Origin of the sequence: Alistipes sp., from assembly GCF_020026455.1 — a bacterium.
In the GTDB taxonomy this organism is placed as follows: Bacteria; Bacteroidota; Bacteroidia; order Bacteroidales; family Rikenellaceae; genus Alistipes.
Map to the genome: position 1 here is coordinate 93,637 of NZ_JAHHQJ010000005.1, position 18,800 is coordinate 112,436.

Sequence of the window (18,800 nt, forward strand, 5' to 3'; positions counted from 1 at the left end):
GGCTTTTGTGCATTCGGGGACCAGACATCAATTCAACGTCCAGCCGGCCGTCCAGTTGTTGTCGGCCGGAACGGCACCTTTGTAGGCGGCAGCCGTGAAGAAGCTGTCGGAAAGCGTCTTGCCGCCGGCAATGGTTCCGACATACTGATCGGTCAACGCATTGGTGTAGTCGGTTGCATTACCGGCCGCAGCAGCGAAATTGGTGTTGGTGTAGATCCCCTCCTTCGAATTGAGCACCGTGCTCATCGAGATGTACTCGAGTTTCGAGGGGTTCTGCCCTTTCGAGAACGAATTTTCGGTTTCGGGGGTCTCTACGGTGATGCACTTCGATTTGCCGGTGATGATGGCGTTGTAGAGCTCCACCTCGGTACCTGCACGCAGACGCACGCCGCGGGTTCCGGTCGTCGCATTGTTACCCACCAATGTCACATTGGCCAGAATGGGATGTGCCACCGGCGTTGCAGCGGAGTTTTTGCCGTTGTTGTCGCACTCCATCAGGCAGTCGCAGTCGTATCCGAGCGTCGACTCGGCCTCCTGATAAGCCACGAGGAACTGACCTTTTCCGTTCCAGCCCTCGGTCCAGTCGAATGAGTCGTCGGAGCAGCTGGTCACAACCAGGTGTTTCACGTTGACCGATCCGCCGAAGAACTCGAAGCCGTCGTCCGAACCCTTGTAGGCTTGCAGATACTCCACGGTCGTACCATTGCCGACGCCGTAGAACGAAACGCCGTTGGCTTCGTGCTCTTCGTCGAGAGCAAATCCCGTGTATTCCAGACGGATGTAGCGCAGAGTACCCGAATTGTCGTCATCCTGGCTGCCGCCATAGGGAGCGTCGCCGATCTCCGACCGCACGCCTGTTCCGGCGTTGGTATGGGCTTTACCGCAAATGTGGATACCGCCCCACGCTCCGGCCTTCTTCTGCTCGGAGGTCATCACGATCGGCTTCGCAGCCGTGCCCTGAGCATCTATTTTGGCTCCTTGTTCGATCAGAATGTAATCGGGCTTATCGTCGTCGATGGCGATGAGCTGAACGCCCTGCTGGATTCGAAGCGTAGCGCCGTCCTTGACGTGCAGACCGCCGCTGAGCTTATAGGTATTACCTGCGGTAAGGATTACATCGTCCGTAATATTGCCCGTGAGGGTTTCTCCTGCGGGAATTTCACCCTTCAGTCCTTGGTTCTTGTTGCCATCACCCTTGCCTTCGTCATCGTTGCAGGAGGTTGCGAGCGTCATCGAGGCGATTGCCACCGCCGCCAAAAATTTCCAATACTTTTTCATCTGATTGAAATTTGAAAGTTGTGTTATGTTTACCCTTTTGTCAGAATTTCAAGTTCATCCCGATCTCAAATCCGGCTCCGCGTCTGTATCGCTCAACCTCGACCGAGCCACCCGTCTGCGGCACTTCCTGCTCGAAGACCATCGCACGGTTGAGCAGATCGGTCAGCTGTAGCTTCACCTCGGCCCAGCGGCAGAACCGGTACCCTGCCGAGAAGTTGAGCGTGTGCACGGCACGTTGCTCGATGTCGCCCAGTCCGGAGATTCCCACGGCGTGAATCCGGGGTCCCTGCAGGTTGTAAAGCAGGGCCAGATTGAGCTGCTTCACTTCGCCGAAGCGGGGCGACCACGTGAGGTCGGCATTGACCAGATAGGGGGAAGCACCCTGCAGGGCCCGTTCCTTGTTGGTGTATGCACCGCCCTCGGGCAGCTTGACGTTGGTGTACATATAGGTTCCGTTCACGCCGATGCGCAGGGTCTGCGTCAGGGCTTTGCGCACCTCGACCTCCAGACCGGCGGCCATACCGTTGTCGGCATTGCGGAACGTATGCACGGCAGCACCTCCGGCGAGCGTCTGCACGCGTTCGATCGGTTCGTCGAGGTACTTGTAATAACCCGTTATGGAGACCATGTCGCCGCGACGGTTCAGGAATTCGTAACGCAGGTCGAGGTTGTAGTTGTAGCTGTTCTGCAGATCCTCGTTACCGCGCAGCTGTACCGAACCGTAGGACTCCTGATAGAGGAACGGAGCCATCTCGATGAACGAAGGACGTGTAATCGTGCGCGATGCCGCCAGACGCAGCTGGTGCTTTTCGCCGAATTCGTATTTGACGTTCAGGGCAGGGAAAAAGTCGTTCCGGTCCAAATCGCGCCGTTCGCGCATGCTCTGGTCGTTATGGTAGCGTACCCACTGCTTCGAGGCCTCGTAGCGCACCCCGGCGTTGATCAGCAGTTCCGGCAGCGGTTTCAGATCCAGCGAGAGATAACCTGCCAGAATCCGGTTTCCGGCCTCGTAGGCGTCCTTGGGCTGCTTATGGCGGCTGATCCCAAGCGTTCCGTTCGCCACATTCTCAAAATTAAGGTAGTCGTTCGGCGAATAGATGTCCTTGATCTCGGGCGACAGGGCGGACAGGTTGTAGTAGAAACGGACACCTTCGTAGTCGCGGCTCTTGTCCTTGAAGGAGAATCCCGCCGTGAACTTATGCGCGGTACCGAAGCCGTAGTCGACTGCGGCATGGGCGTTCCATTCGTTCTCGTCGAGAGTTCCGAAGTAACGCATGGTCTCCTGCTGGTTGAGCTTGAAGAGCGACAGCGAACCGTCCTCATTGCGCAGGTACATCACCTGCCGACGGTCGGGCTCGTCGGATGCAGTGAGGGTGTAAGAACCGCTCCAGCGCAGTTTCCAGCGCTTGCCGAATTCGTGGATACCGTTCAACTGATTGGTCATCAGCTTGTAGACGTGCATCACATCGTTGCTGCCGATCAGATGGTGGCTCTCCTGGTCGTATCCTTCCCGGCGCATGTAGGTATCCATGGCGTTGCGGGCATAGAAGAAAGTGTAACTGATGCGGTCGGCATCGCGCAGAGTAGTACTCAGGCTCGCCAGAGCCGCCATTTTCAGTTCACTTGCATAACTGTCATAAGCATATTCGTCGGTAATGGTTCCCGTGGCTTCGAGTCTCCGGAATTCGGCATCTTCCAGAGTTTGCAGATCGTTGCTCATGCCTCCCGAAGCCAGCAGGCTCACCTTCTGACGCCCGACCTTGAACTCGCGGCCCCAGGCCAGGTTGCCGCCGATAACGGGCAGGGCCGTTTTCTTCGAAACCGAGAAATCCGTATCGAAAATATCCTTCGTTTTCACATACTCGCGGAATTCGGACAGACTCGACGAGAGGGCCTTGCCGTCCACTGCAGGCTGCGTGAAGAGCGAGCGGTGATCCATGCGGTAGAAGTCGCCCCCCAGCGTGTTGAACTGCCCGCCAGCGTGGAAATCCACCGTAAAAAAGTCATCTCCGGAGTTTTCGCGGGTGTCGATGTTGATGTGCGCCCCCGAATAGTCGGCATAGGAGCTGACCTCATAGACCTTGCTCACGGTGATGTTCTTCACGGTCGACGAGGGGAAAATATCCAGCGGAATCAGCTTGTTGTCGGGGTTGGGCGAGGCGATGGGCTGCCCGTTGAGCGTGGTGATGCTGTAACGGTCTCCCAGTCCGCGGACAATGAGTTGACCGGCCTGGGCGATGGATATGCCCGCCATTTTCCGCAATCCTTCCTGCACGTTGGAAATACCCTTGACCGACATCTCCTTGGCACCCATATTCTCGATAGCCACGTTCGAGGCGATGCGTTCGGTCTGCAGACTGCGTTCCGATTCCAGATTCTTGCGGGCCGTCACGGTCACCGAGGAGAGCATCTGGCTATCGGGCTCCAGCTCGACACGCAGTTCCGGCATTCCGTCCTCGATCCGGACATTGAGCTCGCGGGTCACGAAGGAGATATAGGAAATAACCAGCGAGCAGGGGCCTTGTGCAAGATTCAGTTCGAAACGCCCCGCGGCATCGGTTGTCGTACCCTTTGTCGTACCGTTCACCATAACGGTAGCTCCGACAAGTACTTCCTGCGTCGTTTTATCGACGATTACACCTTTGAGCGAAACGGCACCGGCAACTCCGGATATGCATAAGAACAGCGTGGTAAGCAGAATTTTTCGTAATGACATGCGTTAACGTATTTTTCATCTCTATTTCGGGTGCAAAGATCGAAAGGCGGTATTGCGCAAAAATGTCGCAGATGTGTATTTTCCATTACAAAACCCAATTCGCCCCGAATCAGCGACGAAACAGACCCTCCGTCTGCTCTGACGGAGCAGGATGATGCGCATAACGGACGCCGGGACTGCAGCCGGGCCACCTCCTGCCTCCCGAAAAGACAGATCGGACCGCAAAGCCCCCCGCGCAAAAGTCCATAACGCACCGAATGCGGCCCAAAACGCCGCTTTCGGGATATGTACCGTATATAACAAGCAACCAATCCACGCCGACGGGCACCCCAAACCTTCCCCTCGCAACTGTCCCCTACCCCCGCTGAATTGCTCCAACTGCCGCCCACTCCCCGCAGCATCGCCCCAACAACCGCATTGCTCCAACATAGAGCAAAATACCACCGTTCCCGCAATATTGCTCCAGTCGCCAACCAGCCCCGCCGCATTGCTCCGGCAGAAATCGAGCTGCCGCCCGTCTACCCCGCCGTATTATTCCGGAAAAAAATCCAGTTGCTGCCCAAAACCGAAAACAGGCCCAAACTCCCCTGATGTAAGGATCGTATTTCCCGACCACTCCAGCCCCCCCAACAGATTGCACCAAGAGCAGGAACCGTATAAACGGTCCCTGCTCTTGGTACATCGATTTTCGATTGCAGACGGAAGACTCGACCACCCCACCTGTCCCCAAACCCTATTTTCACCCGAAATGCACGGTTGGTTGTAGCGGGTCCAAAGGATTTTCCGGAATCCTGCGGCACGAATCCCCCAGCGCAAATCCCCCAGCGCAAATCCTCCAGCGAAGCGGATACCCCCCCCTCCAAACGCAGTGCGGCGCGGATGGGTAGTACCGAAGCACATCCCATTCGCGCCACACGAAAGCAAGGGCAAAGAGGCCCTATACCATCGAAAATTTACATTTTCTTGCCCACATTGGTCTTCTTCGCAACCTTCGGAGCAGCAGCCTTGGCCGAAGCAGCCTTCGGAGCTGCGGGCTTCTTCGGAGCGGCAGCCTTCTTGGGTGCGCCCTCGACAACGGTAGCCTCCTCGACAGCGTCGACAGCCTTGGCAGCCGACTTGCGCGAGCGACGCGTCTTCGGCTTCGCCTCGACAGCGGCTGCGGGAGCGATGCCCAGCGTGTAAGCCTCGTTGAAGTCAACGAACTCGATGATGCACATGTCGGCAGCATCGCCCAGACGGAAACCGGTCTTCAGGATGCGGGTGTAACCGCCCGGACGCTCCGAGATCTTCGGCGCGATCGTACGGAACAACTCCGTAACGGCCTCTTTCTGTTTCAGGTACGAGAATACGATACGGCGCGAGTGCGTCGTGTCCTCCTTCGACTTGGTGACCAGAGGCTCCACGAAACGCTGAACGGCCTTGGCCTTGGCAACCGTCGTTTCGATGCGTTTGTGCAGAATCAGCGACGAAGCCATGTTCGACAGCATGGCCTTGCGGTGGCCTGCCTGACGGCCCAGGTGGTTGAAATTCTTATTGTGTCTCATAATTAATCTTTGTCAAGTTTGTAGATTGATACGTCCATACCGAACTTCAGGTTGAGCGAGGTCAGCAACTCGTCCAGCTCCGTCAAAGACTTCTTACCGAAGTTGCGGAACTTCAGCAGGTCGTTGCGGTTCAGCTTCACGAGATCCCCCACGGTATCGACGTCGGCAGCCTTCAGGCAGTTCAGGGCGCGGACCGAAAGATCCTGATCCGAGAGCTTGGTCTTCAGCAGCTGACGCATGTGGAGCACATCCTCATCAAACTCCTCGGCACCGTTCGTGTCTTCCATGTTGACGGTGATCTTCTCGTCGGAGAAGAGCATGAAGTGCTGGATGAGAATTTTTGCGGCCTCTTTCAGAGCCTCTTTGGGGTGAATCGACCCGTCGGTTGTAATTTCCAAATTCAACTTCTCGTAGTCGGTCTTCTGCTCGACACGGTAGTTCTCGATCGAGTACTTCACGTTCTTGATGGGCGTGAAGATCGAGTCGATCGGGAGCGTTCCGAATTCGCATTCAGCGGGAGCATTCTCCTCGGCAGGTACGTAGCCGCGACCTTTGCCGATCGTGAGCGTCATCTGCATCTTCGTTCCCGGAGCCAGGTGACAGATCACCAGGTCGGGATTGAGGACCTTGAAGAACGACAGGTAATTCGAGATATATCCGGCAGTCAGCTCCGTAACACCCGCAACGTTAATGGATACTTTTTCGGCATCCTGATTATCGACTGTGCGGATAAAACGAACCTGCTTCAGATTGAGGATGATGTTCAACATATCCTCCATCACACCGGGGATAGCGGCAAACTCGTGATCGACACCGGCTACCTTGACAGTCGTGATTGCGTAACCCTCCAGCGAAGAGAGCAGAATACGACGCAAAGCGTTACCGACAGTCATACCGAATCCGGGCTCCAGCGGTCGGAATTCGAACTTTCCGAACGACGAAGTGGATTCAAGCATAATAACCTTCTCAGGTTTCTGGAATGCTAATATTGCCATAATGAGTGAATTTGTTTAATTACTACTTCGAGTACAACTCGACGATGAGCTGCTCCTTGATGTTCTCGGGGATCTCCTCACGCTCGGGTTTCTGCAGGAAACGGCCGCTCATCGAGGCGTTGTCCCACTCCAACCAGGCGTAGCGGCTCTTCGACGAGCCGGCCAGGGATGCCGAGATCACTTCCAGACTCTTCGACTTCTCGCGAACCGACACCACGTCACCCGCGCGCAGCGAGTACGAGGGGATGTTCACGACACTGCCGTTCACGCAGATGTGGCAGTGCGAAACGAGCTGGCGGGCAGCCGCACGCGTCGGGGCGATACCCAAGCGGTAAACGACGTTGTCCAGACGGCACTCCAGCAGTTTCAGCAGGTTCTCACCCGTGATACCGCCCATGCGGGCAGCCTGCTCGTAGGTGCGCGAGAACTGCTTCTCCAGCAGTCCGTACGTATACTTGGCCTTCTGCTTCTCGCTCAACTGCGTGCCGTACTCCGACACCTTCTTGCGCTTGCGTGCCAGACCATGCTGTCCGGGAGGATAGTTGCGCTTCTCAAGCACCTTATCCGCACCATAGATAGCTTCGCCGAATTTACGGGCAATTTTCGATTTAGGTCCTATGTATTTTCCCATTGTTTTGTCTTTTTTTAAAACCTTGAAATTATCCTTAACCTGTGCCTGAATTATACGCGGCGGCGGTTAGGAGCACGGCAACCGTTGTGCGGCAGCGGCGTGACGTCGATGATCTCCATCACCTCGATACCGGCGCCGTGGATCGTGCGCACAGCCGACTCGCGACCGGCACCCGGACCCTTCACATACACCTTCACCTTGCGCAGACCCATGTCGTAAGCGACCTTGGCGCAATCGGCCGAAGCGGTCTGTGCTGCATACGGAGTATTCTTCTTCGAACCACGGAAGCCCATCTTGCCGGCCGACGACCAGCTGATGACATCGCCCACCTCGTTGGTGATGGTGATGATCACGTTGTTGAAAGTGGAGTGTACATAGACATTGCCCAGCGCACCGACCTTAACAACCTTTTTCTTAACAGTTCCAGTTTTCTTTGCCATAATTCTCTAAAGATTACTTCGTTGCCTTTTTCTTGTTTGCGACCGTCTTCTTGCGTCCCTTGCGGGTGCGCGCGTTGTTCTTGGTCGACTGACCGCGGACGGGAAGACCCAGACGGTGACGGATGCCGCGGTAGCAGCCAATATCCATCAGGCGCTTGATGTTCAGCTGGACCATCGAACGGCATTCGCCCTCGACCTTCAGCCCCAGGTCGGCGATCGTCGAACGGATCGCACCGATCTGGTCGTCCGACCAATCCTGTACTTTGAGATCGTAGCTGATGCCAGCGGTCTCGAGAATCTTACGAGCCGTCGAGCGACCGATACCATAGATATAGGTCAGGCCGATCTCGCCTCTTTTGTTTTTCGGTAAATCTACACCGACTATACGTGCCATATAAATTCTTTTTCTTTTTTGACTTGTTTAAAAAACATTACCCCTGGCGCATTTTAAACTTGGGATTCTTTTTGCAAATGACATAAAGTTTGCCTTTACGCTTCACAATCTTGCAATCCTCGCTTCTTTTCTTGATGGATGCTTTAACTTTCATGATTTTCAAGCAATCTAATTATTTGTACCGGAAAGATATACGTCCCTTCGTAAGGTCATAGGGCGTCATCTCCACTTTTACTTTATCTCCGGGAAGGATCTTGATATAGTGCATACGCATCTTTCCCGAGATATGGGCCGTGAGAATATGACCGTTGTCCAGTTCGACGCGGAACATCGCGTTGGACAACGCCTCGATAATCGTCCCGTCCCTTTCAATAGCAGTTTGTTTTGCCATAGAGTCTTAATTGTTAATAGCCTTTTCGATGATACTGAAGTCCGTCAGGACATCGGGTCCCGATTTGCGGACCGCAACGGCGAACTCGTAGTGTGCCGCCGGTTTGTGGTCCCGCGTGCGGACCGTCCAGCCATCCCGTTCGAAAACGACCGCTTTGGTCCCCATGTTGATCATGGGTTCGATGCAGATGACCATTCCCTCCTTGAGAAGGGGTCCTCTGCCCCGTGCGCCGTAGTTGGGGACACCGGGGTCTTCGTGCATTTTCCGACCCAGTCCGTGTCCCTCCAGTTCGCGCACGACTCCGTAGCCGAAACTTTCGGCATACTCCTGCACGGCAGCCGACACGTCGCCTACGCGATTGCCGGCCTTGGCCTGCGCCGTACCTTTATAAAGAGCCTCTTTGGTGACGTCCATCAGCTGCCTAACTTCCCCGGCAACCTCGCCAACGGCAAACGTATATGCCGAATCACCAACAAACCCCTTCATAAACGTACCGCAATCGACCGAAACGATGTCGCCCTCTTTGAGGACGCATTTCGAGGATGGGATACCGTGAACCACCTGTTCGTTTACCGATATACACAACGAAGCGGGAAATCCCTGATACCCGAGGAAGGCGGGAACTGCTCCGTGCGCGCGGATGAAATCCTCGGCAATCGAATCCAACTCCTTGGTGGTGACGCCGGGACGGATGTGGCGCCCCACTTCCGCCAGCGTCTCCGACACCAGGATGTTGTTTTCCCGGAGCAGCTCTATCTCCTCGTCTGTCTTTAAATAAATCATTTCTTCGCTTTAAGAACTCTTCGGAAAAACTCCTAATGACGACCCTGAATACGTCCGGTCTTCATCAGACCATCGTAATGGCGCATCAGCAGGTAGCTCTCGATCTGCTTCAGAGTGTCGAGTACCACACCGACCATGATCAGCAGCGACGTACCTCCGTAGAAGTAGGCGAATGCCTGCTGAATGCCCAGGAACTTCATCGCCAGCGCGGGCAGAATTGCCACGATGGCCAGGAAGATCGATCCCGGAAGGGTGATACGCGTCATGATGGTGTCGATGTAGTTCACGGTCTGCTTACCCGGTTTCACTCCCGGGATAAAGCCTCCGTTTCGCTTCATGTCATCGGCCATCATTTGAGGGTTGATGATAATCGCCGTGTAGAAGTAGGTGAAAGCGATTACCAACACTGCAAGCGTGAAGTTGTACCAGAAACCGGTCATCGAGCTGAAAGCAGCCGCGAAGGCCGTACCGGAGAACAGCGCCGGAATAAACATCAGAGCCTGCGCGAAGATGATAGGCATCACATTCGCAGCATTCATCTTCAGCGGGATGTACTGACGTACGCCGCCATACTGTTTGTTACCGACGATACGCTTTGCATACTGTACAGGGACCTTGCGGACAGCCTGCACCAGAGCGATCGTTGCCATGAAGACAAGGAACAGCAGCACAAGCTCGAGGATCAGCATGATGGCGCTACCGGAGGCCGTCTGGAAGCGGGCGTTGACCTCGGCCAACAGCGCATGCGGGAGACGTGCCACGATACCGATCATGATGATCAGCGAAATACCGTTACCGATACCCTTGTCGGTGATCTTCTCGCCCAGCCACATGATGAACATGGTTCCGGCGATCAGGATCGTCGTCGCATAGGCAACGAAACCGAACGAATTGCCGTAAACGAACGCTGTGGGCATCTGATGGTACAGGTTGGCGATATAGGCCGGACCCTGCAGCAGCAGCACGCCGATCGTCAGGAAGCGTGTCCACTGGTTCATCTTGCGGCGGCCGCTCTCACCCTCCTTCTGCATTTTCTGGAAATACGGAACCATCATACCCATGAGCTGGATGATGATCGAGGCGGTGATATACGGCATGACTCCGAGCGCGAAAATCGCGGCATTGCCGAAGGCGCCGCCGGAGAAGACATCCAACAGACCCAGAAGTCCGTTTCCTTCCAGCTGGCTGGCATACGCCGACCCCTCGCCCAGGGCGTTGGGGTTGATGCCCGGAATCACAACGAAACTACCCAAGCGGTAGACCAGCAGGAGTCCGATCGTGTAAATGACACGCTTGCGGAGCTCCTCGATCTTATAGATATTCTTGAGAGTTTCTACCAATTTCTTGTTGGTCGCCAAAAGAGCGATTACCACCAAAAAGACGATACCAACAACGAGATACTGATTCATAATTTTTGGGTTCTAAGGTTGCTTACAGTTTTTCGACGCTCCCTCCGGCAGCCGTGATGGCCGCCTCGGCGCTCTTCGAGAACGCATGCGCCTTGACGGCGAGCGCCTTCGAAATCGAGCCGTTGCCCAGGATCTTCACCTTGTCGTTCGACGAGATGAAACCTGCGGCGATGAGCGTGTCGACCGTAACCTCCGAGAGCGATTTCTTGGCAGCCAGCTCCTCGAGCGTCGAGAGGTTGATGGCCTTGAATTCAACTCGTTTCAGATTCGTAAAGCCGAACTTGGGGAGGCGACGCTGCAGGGGCATCTGACCACCCTCGAAGCCGAGCTTGCGCGAGTAACCCGAACGCGACTGTGCACCCTTGTGTCCACGGGTAGCCGTTCCTCCGTGGCCCGAACCTGCACCCCGGCCGATCCGTTTATCGTGATGCGTTGAACCCTTTGCGGGTTTGAGATTATTGAGTTCCATTGTTATAATCCGTTAGCTGTTAAACTTATTCTGCGGTCTTAGCATCCTCCTTGGCGGGGGCCACTTCCTCGACCTTCACGAGGTGCTTCACGCGTGCAATCATACCTTTTATGATCACCGAGTCGTCGTGCTCAACACTCGCGTTGATCTTTTTCAGACCCAGCGCGTCAAGGTTCTTGCACTGACGCTCCGTGGAGCCGATGCGGCTTTTGACCTGGGTGATTTTCAATCTTGCCATGTTCTTCTTGAGAATTAACCGTTAAACACCTTGTCCATCGAGATACCGCGCAGACGGGCGATGCTGTGGGCATCGCGCAGCTCGCACAGTGCGCCGATGGTTGCCTTCACCAGGTTGTGGGGGTTCGAAGATCCCTTGCTCTTGGCGAGCACGTTCTTGATGCCCACCGACTCCAGAACGGCACGCATGGCACCGCCGGCGATAACGCCCGTACCGGGAGCGGCCGGACGAATCATCACGAGCGAACCGCTGAAACGCGACTCCTGCTTGTGGGGGATCGTACCGTTGATGACGGGGATCTTCACCAAGTTCTTCTTGGCATCCTCGACGCCCTTGGCGATGGCCGACTGAACCTCCGAAGCCTTACCCAGGCCGTAGCCCACGACGCCGTCTTCGTTGCCGACGACGACGATGGCCGAGAAACTGAACGTGCGGCCACCCTTGGTAACCTTGGTAACGCGCTGGATGCTGACGAGACGGTCTTTGAGTTCGAGATCGCTCGTGCGTACTTTCTTTATGTTGGTATTTGACATAATCGCTTAGAATTTAAGTCCGCCTTCGCGTGCTGCTTCGGCCAGCTGTTTAACTCTTCCGTGATACAGGTAGCCGTTACGGTCGAAGGCTACTTCGCTGATGCCTTTGGCAACGGCGCGCTCGGCGGCCAGCTTGCCGACCAGGGCGGCAACTTCGCACTTGTTCTTGCCGGCGGCAGCTTCTGCAACCTCCTTGTCCAGCGAGGAAGCCGTAGCCAGGGTAACACCTGCGAGGTCGTCGATAAACTGCACGTAGATCTGCTTGTTGCTACGAAATACAGTCATGCGAGGCTGTGAAGGCGTTCCGCTCACGATCTTGCGGATACGCATCTTGATCCTCTCTCTTCTTTCTATCTTGTTCAATGACATAACTTCAGACTATTTACTATTTAGCACCTGCCGATTTGCCGGCCTTGCGACGGATCTGCTCGCCGACGAACTTGATACCCTTGCCCTTGTACGGCTCCGGCTTGCGCAGCGAACGGAGTTTCGCGGCAACCTGACCGATGAGCTGCTTGTCGATCGACTTGAAGGTTACGATCGGGTTACCCTTCTTTTCGGTAACGGCCGTGGCGGTCACCTCCTTGGGCAACAGGAAATGCGTGTCGTGCGAGTATCCGAGGCTCATTTCGAGCACCTGGCCCTTGACTTCGGCCTTGAAGCCAACACCGACGAGTTCCTGCTTGATTTCATAGCCTTTCGACACACCGACCACCATGTTGTTGATCAGCGCACGATAGAGACCGTGCAGCGAACGGTGGCGGGGCTGGTTGGTGGGACGGGTCACCAGAACAGCGGGCACTTCCTTGCCCGTATGAACGTCCGTGTGCGTGCCGACCTCTACCTTGATGTCCGAGTCAACTTTCTGGCTCAGCGTCCCGAGTGGCCCTTTCACGCTTACCGTGTTGTCGGCAGCCACCTCTACAGTAACGCCGGCCGGCAGGTTTACAGGTAATTTACCAATTCTTGACATTGTGTTGTTCTTTAATGATTTGCGATTAGTAGATATAGCACAGCACCTCGCCGCCCACATTCTCCTGACGGGCCTTGGCGTCGGTCATGATACCTTTCGACGTGGAAACGATGGCGATACCCAAGCCGTTCAAAACGCGGGGCATGTCCGAAACCGACGCATACTGGCGCAGACCCGGACGGCTCACGCGCTTGAGGTTCTTGATGGCGTTGGTCTTGGTGGCGGGGTCCCACTTCAGAGCGATTTTGATCGACGGATGACCTTTCTCGTCCTTGTCGAATTTGTAAGCGAGAATATAACCCTGCTCATAGAGGATCTTGGTCATCTCCTGCTTAATTTTTGAACCGGGAGCTTCAACCACCTTGTGGTTGGCTTTCACCGCGTTTCTAATTCTGGTCAGAAAGTCCGCAATAGGATCAGTCATAACGAATAGAAATTAAAAATTAAAAAATTTGGTTAATTAAGTTGGGGCTTGAATCGTTCGTGCAGGTTTTCGCGACTCCCCCGGCGCATCCGCAGCCTGCGGCCACACCTCCCGGTCCTCCCGGCGCGAATCCCCTCTTCGGAGGGGCTTTGCGACAAGGTCCCGAAGTCATCGGAACGCTCCGGACATATTTCCCGGATCCCACACGCTCAGCTTTCAAACAACCCTTGTTTTCATTTCATTGAGGCCCAGAGCATTACCCCCCTCTCCTCCTGTCTTCGACACCCCGCTCGCATACGCACGCGAGGGCCTAAAGCGCGCAAATATACGCATTATTTCCCAAACAGCCAAGTTATCGCCTGATTTTTAGCGATTTTAGCACTGCCTCCGGAATGCAGACAATGTTAGCACCCATGTTGCTAACATATATCCGCACAAAATCCCCATCGGCCAAACCTTCCGGTATCCGCCCTGCTGCTCACGCGGCCACGGCATCAACCGTCCGTTCCCTGGTCCGGGAAATTTGTAACCAAGTGCTCGCCCCCTCGTTACGTCCCACATATCGGGAAGTTACCGCTTGCGGCGGCACTTTCCCCGACACTGTGACGTATCTACACGGGTTGAACACCCCTATCTGCCCCGTTTCCTTCCGAGAGTCCGAGACTCTCCACAGGCTCCACACCTTCCGGAAAACGGAACATTTCTTGAGAATCGCAGGTTCTGCGGGTTTCAGACGGACATACGCCGCCCTACCCCGCACCTGCGGCTTGCTACCAGCTGGCCTTCGTAACGCCCGGAATCAGCCCCTTCGAGGCCATTTCGCGGAACTGGATACGGCTGATGCCGAACAAGCGAATGTATCCCTTGGGACGACCCGTGATCTTGCAGCGATTGTGCTGGCGAATGGGATTCGAATTGCGGGGCAGCTTCGCAAGCGCCTGCCATGCCTCTTCGTGATCCATCTCACCGCTCTTCACCTTGGCAGCGATCTCCTCGCGCTTGTGAGCATAGCGGTTTGCGAGTTTCGCACGCTTCACCTCGCGGGCCTTCATCGATTCTTTTGCCATAGCTTATTGATTCTTTTTAGCGTTTTTGAAAGGAAGACCGAACTCGCGGAGCAGGGCATAAGCCTCCTCGTCGGTTTTGGCCGTCGTTACGAAGGTGATCTCCATACCGAAGATCTTGGTGATCTTGTCGATGTCGATCTCCGGGAAGATGATCTGCTCGGTGATACCCAGCGTGTAGTTACCCTGACCGTCGAACTTCTCGTTGATACCCTTGAAATCCCGGATTCGGGGAAGGGCAACAGCGATCAGACGCTCCAGGAACTCGTACATCTTCGCATCGCGCAGCGTCACGCGCACGCCGATGGGCATGCCCTTACGCAGCTTGAAGTTCGAAATGTCCTTGCGCGAACGGGTCTGAACAGCCTTCTGACCGGTGATCTGCGTCAGTTCGGCTTCGGCGATGTCGATGAGTTTCTTATCGGCTACAGCCTGGCCCATACCCTGGTTGATTACGATCTTCGTGAGCTTCGGACACTGCATAATGCTCGTGTAACCGAACTCCTTCATAAGGGCAGGTTTGATCTGCTCCTTATACTGTGTCTTGAGTGTAGGTACGTATGCCATTATTTGATCTCCTCCCCTGACTTTTTAGCGAAACGAACTAATTTACCTTTTGCATCGGTCTTGCGGCCGACCTTGGTGGGTTTGCCCGACTTGGGGTCGATGAGCATGAGGTTCGAAATGTGAATCGGCGCCTCTTTCTCGACGATGCCTCCCTGGGGGTTCTGCGCATTGGGCTTCGTTGCCTTCTTGCAGAGGTTCACACCTTCGACGATGGCCCGCAGCTTCGAAACCTCGACCTTCAGGACTTTTCCCGTCTGGCCTTTGCTGTCACCGGCGATAACCTGAACCTGATCCCCTTTCTTAATATGTAATTTTGACATATCCGAAATAGTTTTTATGATTACAATACTTCGGGTGCGAGGGAGATAATCTTCATATACTGGTCGCGCAGCTCGCGAGCTACGGGGCCGAATATACGAGTACCGCGCATTTCACCCTGGTTGTTAAGCAGCACCACGGCGTTGTCGTCGAAACGAATGTACGAACCGTTGGCACGTCTGATTTCCTTCGTGGTTCTCACGACTACAGCTTTCGACACGGCACCCTTCTTGACATCGCCCGAGGGAGTCGCGCTCTTGACAGCCACGACGATCTTATCGCCGATGGATGCGTAGCGACGCTTCGTGCCGCCGAGCACCCGGATGCAGAGGACCTCCTTCGCACCGCTGTTATCAGCTACAATGAGTCTACTTTCCTGTTGTATCATAACTACTTAGCTCTTTCAATAATTTGTACTAATCTCCAACGCTTCGTTTTGCTCAGCGGGCGGGTTTCCATGATGCGTACGGTATCGCCCTCCTTGCAGGACTCGTCGAGCGACTCTGCCACGAACTTGGTCGTCTTGTTCACGAACTTACCGTAGATAGGATGCTTCACCTTACGTGCTACTGCAACCACAATGGTTTTCTCCATCTTGTTGCTGACAACCACACCGATACGCTCTTTTCTAAGATTTCTTTCCATAGTTGTTCTCGTTATTTAGCGTTTTTTTGACGCAGAACGGTCAGCATGCGAGCTATATCTCTGCGGTTCTTCTTAATGATCGACGGGTTCTCGACGGGGGACACCGCGTGCTGCACCTTCAGCTTTGCGAGCTGGGCCTTTTCGGTCTCGATGCGCTCCTGCAGGTCCTTAGTCGAAATATCCTTGATTTCTGCACTTTTCATGTTCTGTGTCCCTTAAATTGTGGTTTCGACGTAGTCACGTCTTACGATAAACTTGGTGGTGATGGGCAGTTTCTGGGCACCCAGGCGCAGCGCTTCCTGCGCAACCGCCAGGGGCACACCCTCTGCCTCGAAGAGAATGCGTCCGGGCGTAACAGGCGCCACGAAGCCTTCGGGATTACCCTTACCCTTACCCATACGCACCTCGGCGGGCTTCTTCGTGATGGGTTTATCGGGGAAGATGCGGATCCACAACTGACCCTCACGCTTCATGTAACGCGTAATGGCCTGACGTGCCGCCTCTATCTGACGACCCGTGATCCAGGTCGATTCAAGTGCCTTGATTGCGAACGATCCGTATGCAAGCTGGTTACCTCTCTGAGCGAGCCCCTTCATACGGCCTTTCTGCATTCTTCTAAATTTGGTCTTTTTCGGCTGTAACATGTTAGTTCTGCTTTAAAAAGGTCCTACTTACTGATTGTTGTTGCGACGGTCTCCGCCCCGGCGTCCGCCGCGACGGTCTCCCCCGCGACGCTCGCCACGTCCACCGCGACGCTCGCCACGCTCACCGCGCTCACCCGAAGGAGCCTGCGCCGAAGCACCGGCGATTTCGAACAGGTCGCGCTTGCCGTAGACGATGCCCTGGCAGATCCACACCTTCACGCCCAGAATACCCACTTTCGTGAGGGCCTCCGTGAGGCAGTAGTCGATGTCTGCGCGGAACGTGTGCAGCGGAATGCGTCCCTCCTTGATGGTCTCCGTACGGGCCATCTCGGCGCCACCGACACGGCCGGCAACCTGGATCTTGATACCCTCGGCTCCCATGCGCATGGTCGAAGCCACGGCCGTCTTCACGGCACGGCGGAACGATACGCGGCCCTCCAGCTGGCGGGCGATGTTCTGTCCGACGATGACAGCGTCCACCTCGGGACGTTTCACCTCGAAGATGTTGATCTGAATCTCCTTGCCGGTGAGCTTCTTCAGCTCCTCCTTCAGTTTGTCGACCTCCTGGCCGCCCTTGCCGATGATGATGCCCGGACGAGCGGTCGAAATCGTAACCGTCACCAGTTTGAGCGTACGCTCGATGATGATCTTCGAGATCGACGCCTTCGCCAGACGGACATTCAGATACTTGCGGATCTTGGCGTCCTCGACGAGTTTGTCGGAGAAATCCTTGCCTCCGAACCAGTTGGAATCCCAACCCCGGATGATACCAAGACGATTTGCTATCGGATTAACTTTCTGTCCCATCTGATTACTTGTTTTCTACGGTTACCATTTTGTCAACTACGATCGTTACGTGGTTCGAACGCTTGCGGATCCGGTGAGCGCGACCCTGGGGCGCTGCCTGAATACGCTTCAGCATGCGACCGCCGTCGACGAATACCTCTTTCACGCAGAGTTTCACATCCTCCAGACGCTCGGCCTCGTTCTTGGCCTCCCAGTTGGCGATCGCCGACTTGAGGAGCTTCTCCATACGGATCGACGCCTCCTTCTTCGAGTAACGAAGGATGCCCAGAGCCTTGTTAATCTCCACGCCGCGGATGATGTCGGCCACCAGGCGCATCTTGCGGGGAGAGGTCGGGCAATCACGCATAATGGCGATAGCCTTCTGCTTCTTTTCAGCCTTTAACTGTGCGGCTTTATTTGCTTTTCTTGCACCCATTTTCTACCTATTTTTTCTTGTTACCTGCGTGACCGCGGAAGTTGCGGGTGGGAGCAAACTCGCCGAGTTTGTGTCCTACCATGTTCTCTGTTACGTACACCGGAATGAATTTGTTTCCGTTGTGGACAGCTACCGTCTGACCTACGAAGTCAGGCGAGATCATACTTGCTCGCGACCATGTCTTGATTACCGACTTTTTGTTTCCTTCCGCCTGTGCGATGATCTTCGCTTCGAGCTTGGGGTCGATAAACGGTCCTTTTTTTAATGAACGGCTCATTATGTACTCTTATTTAATTATTTTTTCTTCTTGGAAATAATAAACTTCGAGGTCGTCTTCTTCGGGTTACGAGTCTTATAACCCTTCGCAAGCAGACCCTTGCGCGAACGCGGGTGACCACCCGACGCACGTCCTTCGCCACCACCCATCGGGTGATCCACCGGGTTCATGACGACACCGCGGTTGCGCGGACGACGACCGAGCCAACGCTCGCGTCCAGCCTTACCCGAGCTTTCGAGGCTGTGGTCCACATTCGAGACGACACCCACCGTAGCGCGGCAAGTTACGAGTACCATACGAGTCTCGCCCGAAGGCAGCTTGATGATGGCGAATTTGCCCTCACGAGCCAGCAGCTGGGCGTAGGAACCGGCCGAACGAGCCATAGCGGCGCCCTGACCGGGGTAGAGTTCAATGTTGTGTACGACCGTACCCAGGGGGATTTCGCTCAGGAAGAGCGTGTTTCCGACCTCGGGAGCGACACCTGCGCCGCTCATGACGGTCTGACCCACCTGGAGTCCGTTGGGTGCGATGATGTAGCTCTTCTCACCGTCGGCGTATACCAGGAGAGCGATGCGTGCAGTACGATTGGGGTCGTACTCGATCGTTTTTACAGTTGCGGCGATGCCGTCCTTCGAGCGTTTGAAGTCGACGTTACGATACATCTGCTTGTGACCGCCGCCGATGTAGCGGACCGTCATTTTGCCGTCGTTGTTACGTCCACCCGAGCTCTTCTTGGGGCTGAGCAGCGATTTCTCCGGTTTCGACGTCGTGATCTCGTCGAACGTGCCGATAATCTTATGTCTTGTACCTGCGGTTACAGGTTTAAATTTTCTTACTGCCATCTT

The 18,800-nt window shown here is 55.1% G+C and carries 28 protein-coding genes; all 28 read right to left on the minus strand.

The annotated features are described in order from the left end of the window. Nucleotides 1–27: 27 nt before the first annotated feature. The gene (locus QZ460_RS04230) at nucleotides 28–1,278 is read right to left on the minus strand and encodes a hypothetical protein (protein ID WP_290540351.1); all 1,251 of its coding nucleotides are present in this window, start codon (nucleotides 1,276–1,278) and stop codon (nucleotides 28–30) included. Between the two features lie 40 nt (nucleotides 1,279–1,318). Next, nucleotides 1,319–3,994 carry a TonB-dependent receptor gene (locus QZ460_RS04235; protein ID WP_290540352.1) on the minus strand — a complete coding sequence of 892 codons (2,676 nt, stop codon included), beginning with the start codon at nucleotides 3,992–3,994 and terminating at the stop codon, nucleotides 1,319–1,321. A 953-nt stretch (nucleotides 3,995–4,947) separates the two neighbouring features. Continuing rightward, on the minus strand, nucleotides 4,948–5,538 hold the full coding sequence (rplQ, locus tag QZ460_RS04240) for a 50S ribosomal protein L17 (protein WP_290540353.1): 591 nt from the start codon (nucleotides 5,536–5,538) through the stop codon (nucleotides 4,948–4,950). Between the two features lie 2 nt (nucleotides 5,539–5,540). After that, complete coding sequence (locus QZ460_RS04245) at nucleotides 5,541–6,533, minus strand: DNA-directed RNA polymerase subunit alpha (RefSeq protein ID WP_290540354.1); 993 nt, start codon at nucleotides 6,531–6,533, stop codon at nucleotides 5,541–5,543. A 22-nt stretch (nucleotides 6,534–6,555) separates the two neighbouring features. After that, a complete protein-coding gene (rpsD, locus tag QZ460_RS04250) occupies nucleotides 6,556–7,164 on the minus strand; it encodes a 30S ribosomal protein S4 (protein WP_015547069.1) in 609 nt (202 codons plus the stop codon). A 50-nt stretch (nucleotides 7,165–7,214) separates the two neighbouring features. Next, nucleotides 7,215–7,604, minus strand: coding sequence for a 30S ribosomal protein S11 (gene rpsK, locus QZ460_RS04255; RefSeq protein WP_015547068.1), 390 nt, complete (start codon nucleotides 7,602–7,604; stop codon nucleotides 7,215–7,217). Between the two features lie 13 nt (nucleotides 7,605–7,617). Next, nucleotides 7,618–7,998 carry a 30S ribosomal protein S13 gene (rpsM, locus tag QZ460_RS04260; RefSeq protein WP_015547067.1) on the minus strand — a complete coding sequence of 127 codons (381 nt, stop codon included), beginning with the start codon at nucleotides 7,996–7,998 and terminating at the stop codon, nucleotides 7,618–7,620. 37 nt (nucleotides 7,999–8,035) lie between these two features. Then, entirely contained in the window at nucleotides 8,036–8,152 is a 117-nt protein-coding gene (gene ykgO, locus QZ460_RS04265; RefSeq protein WP_010262443.1) for a type B 50S ribosomal protein L36, read from the minus strand. An 18-nt stretch (nucleotides 8,153–8,170) separates the two neighbouring features. Further along, nucleotides 8,171–8,389 (minus strand): translation initiation factor IF-1, encoded by a 219-nt coding sequence (gene infA, locus QZ460_RS04270; RefSeq protein ID WP_015547066.1) that lies wholly within the window; start codon nucleotides 8,387–8,389, stop codon nucleotides 8,171–8,173. Nucleotides 8,390–8,395: 6 nt separating this feature from the next. Further along, entirely contained in the window at nucleotides 8,396–9,172 is a 777-nt protein-coding gene (gene map, locus QZ460_RS04275) for a type I methionyl aminopeptidase (protein ID WP_118406801.1), read from the minus strand. A 32-nt stretch (nucleotides 9,173–9,204) separates the two neighbouring features. Continuing rightward, entirely contained in the window at nucleotides 9,205–10,581 is a 1,377-nt protein-coding gene (secY, locus tag QZ460_RS04280; RefSeq protein WP_290540355.1) for a preprotein translocase subunit SecY, read from the minus strand. 22 nt (nucleotides 10,582–10,603) lie between these two features. Then, on the minus strand, nucleotides 10,604–11,050 hold the full coding sequence (gene rplO / locus QZ460_RS04285; RefSeq protein WP_290540356.1) for a 50S ribosomal protein L15: 447 nt from the start codon (nucleotides 11,048–11,050) through the stop codon (nucleotides 10,604–10,606). A 25-nt stretch (nucleotides 11,051–11,075) separates the two neighbouring features. Then, on the minus strand, nucleotides 11,076–11,288 hold the full coding sequence (gene rpmD, locus QZ460_RS04290) for a 50S ribosomal protein L30 (protein WP_290540357.1): 213 nt from the start codon (nucleotides 11,286–11,288) through the stop codon (nucleotides 11,076–11,078). 14 nt (nucleotides 11,289–11,302) lie between these two features. Further along, nucleotides 11,303–11,821: a 30S ribosomal protein S5 gene (gene rpsE / locus QZ460_RS04295; protein ID WP_290540358.1), complete on the minus strand. Its 519-nt coding sequence runs from the start codon at nucleotides 11,819–11,821 to the stop codon at nucleotides 11,303–11,305. 6 nt (nucleotides 11,822–11,827) lie between these two features. Then, nucleotides 11,828–12,190: a 50S ribosomal protein L18 gene (rplR, locus tag QZ460_RS04300; RefSeq protein ID WP_290540359.1), complete on the minus strand. Its 363-nt coding sequence runs from the start codon at nucleotides 12,188–12,190 to the stop codon at nucleotides 11,828–11,830. 16 nt (nucleotides 12,191–12,206) lie between these two features. Next, on the minus strand, nucleotides 12,207–12,794 hold the full coding sequence (rplF, locus tag QZ460_RS04305) for a 50S ribosomal protein L6 (protein ID WP_044054321.1): 588 nt from the start codon (nucleotides 12,792–12,794) through the stop codon (nucleotides 12,207–12,209). A 25-nt stretch (nucleotides 12,795–12,819) separates the two neighbouring features. Continuing rightward, nucleotides 12,820–13,218 (minus strand): 30S ribosomal protein S8, encoded by a 399-nt coding sequence (gene rpsH / locus QZ460_RS04310; protein ID WP_290540360.1) that lies wholly within the window; start codon nucleotides 13,216–13,218, stop codon nucleotides 12,820–12,822. Nucleotides 13,219–13,988: 770 nt separating this feature from the next. Then, the gene (gene rpsN / locus QZ460_RS04315) at nucleotides 13,989–14,285 is read right to left on the minus strand and encodes a 30S ribosomal protein S14 (RefSeq protein WP_044054318.1); all 297 of its coding nucleotides are present in this window, start codon (nucleotides 14,283–14,285) and stop codon (nucleotides 13,989–13,991) included. Between the two features lie 3 nt (nucleotides 14,286–14,288). Then, the gene (rplE, locus tag QZ460_RS04320; protein WP_290540361.1) at nucleotides 14,289–14,849 is read right to left on the minus strand and encodes a 50S ribosomal protein L5; all 561 of its coding nucleotides are present in this window, start codon (nucleotides 14,847–14,849) and stop codon (nucleotides 14,289–14,291) included. Next, complete coding sequence (rplX, locus tag QZ460_RS04325) at nucleotides 14,849–15,169, minus strand: 50S ribosomal protein L24 (RefSeq protein ID WP_290540362.1); 321 nt, start codon at nucleotides 15,167–15,169, stop codon at nucleotides 14,849–14,851. Before rplX ends, rplE begins: the two co-directional genes overlap by 1 nt. 20 nt (nucleotides 15,170–15,189) lie before the next feature. Continuing rightward, nucleotides 15,190–15,555 carry a 50S ribosomal protein L14 gene (gene rplN / locus QZ460_RS04330; RefSeq protein WP_010262407.1) on the minus strand — a complete coding sequence of 122 codons (366 nt, stop codon included), beginning with the start codon at nucleotides 15,553–15,555 and terminating at the stop codon, nucleotides 15,190–15,192. Between the two features lie 2 nt (nucleotides 15,556–15,557). Further along, nucleotides 15,558–15,812, minus strand: coding sequence for a 30S ribosomal protein S17 (gene rpsQ / locus QZ460_RS04335; RefSeq protein WP_290540363.1), 255 nt, complete (start codon nucleotides 15,810–15,812; stop codon nucleotides 15,558–15,560). A gap of 11 nt (nucleotides 15,813–15,823) precedes the next feature. Continuing rightward, the gene (gene rpmC, locus QZ460_RS04340) at nucleotides 15,824–16,015 is read right to left on the minus strand and encodes a 50S ribosomal protein L29 (RefSeq protein ID WP_015547054.1); all 192 of its coding nucleotides are present in this window, start codon (nucleotides 16,013–16,015) and stop codon (nucleotides 15,824–15,826) included. 12 nt (nucleotides 16,016–16,027) lie between these two features. Next, complete coding sequence (rplP, locus tag QZ460_RS04345) at nucleotides 16,028–16,456, minus strand: 50S ribosomal protein L16 (RefSeq protein ID WP_087263390.1); 429 nt, start codon at nucleotides 16,454–16,456, stop codon at nucleotides 16,028–16,030. A 27-nt stretch (nucleotides 16,457–16,483) separates the two neighbouring features. Next, a complete protein-coding gene (gene rpsC, locus QZ460_RS04350) occupies nucleotides 16,484–17,263 on the minus strand; it encodes a 30S ribosomal protein S3 (RefSeq protein WP_290540364.1) in 780 nt (259 codons plus the stop codon). A 4-nt stretch (nucleotides 17,264–17,267) separates the two neighbouring features. Then, nucleotides 17,268–17,678 carry a 50S ribosomal protein L22 gene (rplV, locus tag QZ460_RS04355; protein ID WP_290540365.1) on the minus strand — a complete coding sequence of 137 codons (411 nt, stop codon included), beginning with the start codon at nucleotides 17,676–17,678 and terminating at the stop codon, nucleotides 17,268–17,270. Between the two features lie 7 nt (nucleotides 17,679–17,685). Next, nucleotides 17,686–17,955: a 30S ribosomal protein S19 gene (gene rpsS, locus QZ460_RS04360; RefSeq protein ID WP_290540366.1), complete on the minus strand. Its 270-nt coding sequence runs from the start codon at nucleotides 17,953–17,955 to the stop codon at nucleotides 17,686–17,688. A gap of 17 nt (nucleotides 17,956–17,972) precedes the next feature. Beyond that, complete coding sequence (gene rplB / locus QZ460_RS04365; RefSeq protein ID WP_290540367.1) at nucleotides 17,973–18,797, minus strand: 50S ribosomal protein L2; 825 nt, start codon at nucleotides 18,795–18,797, stop codon at nucleotides 17,973–17,975. Between the last annotated feature and the right edge of the window lie 3 nt (nucleotides 18,798–18,800).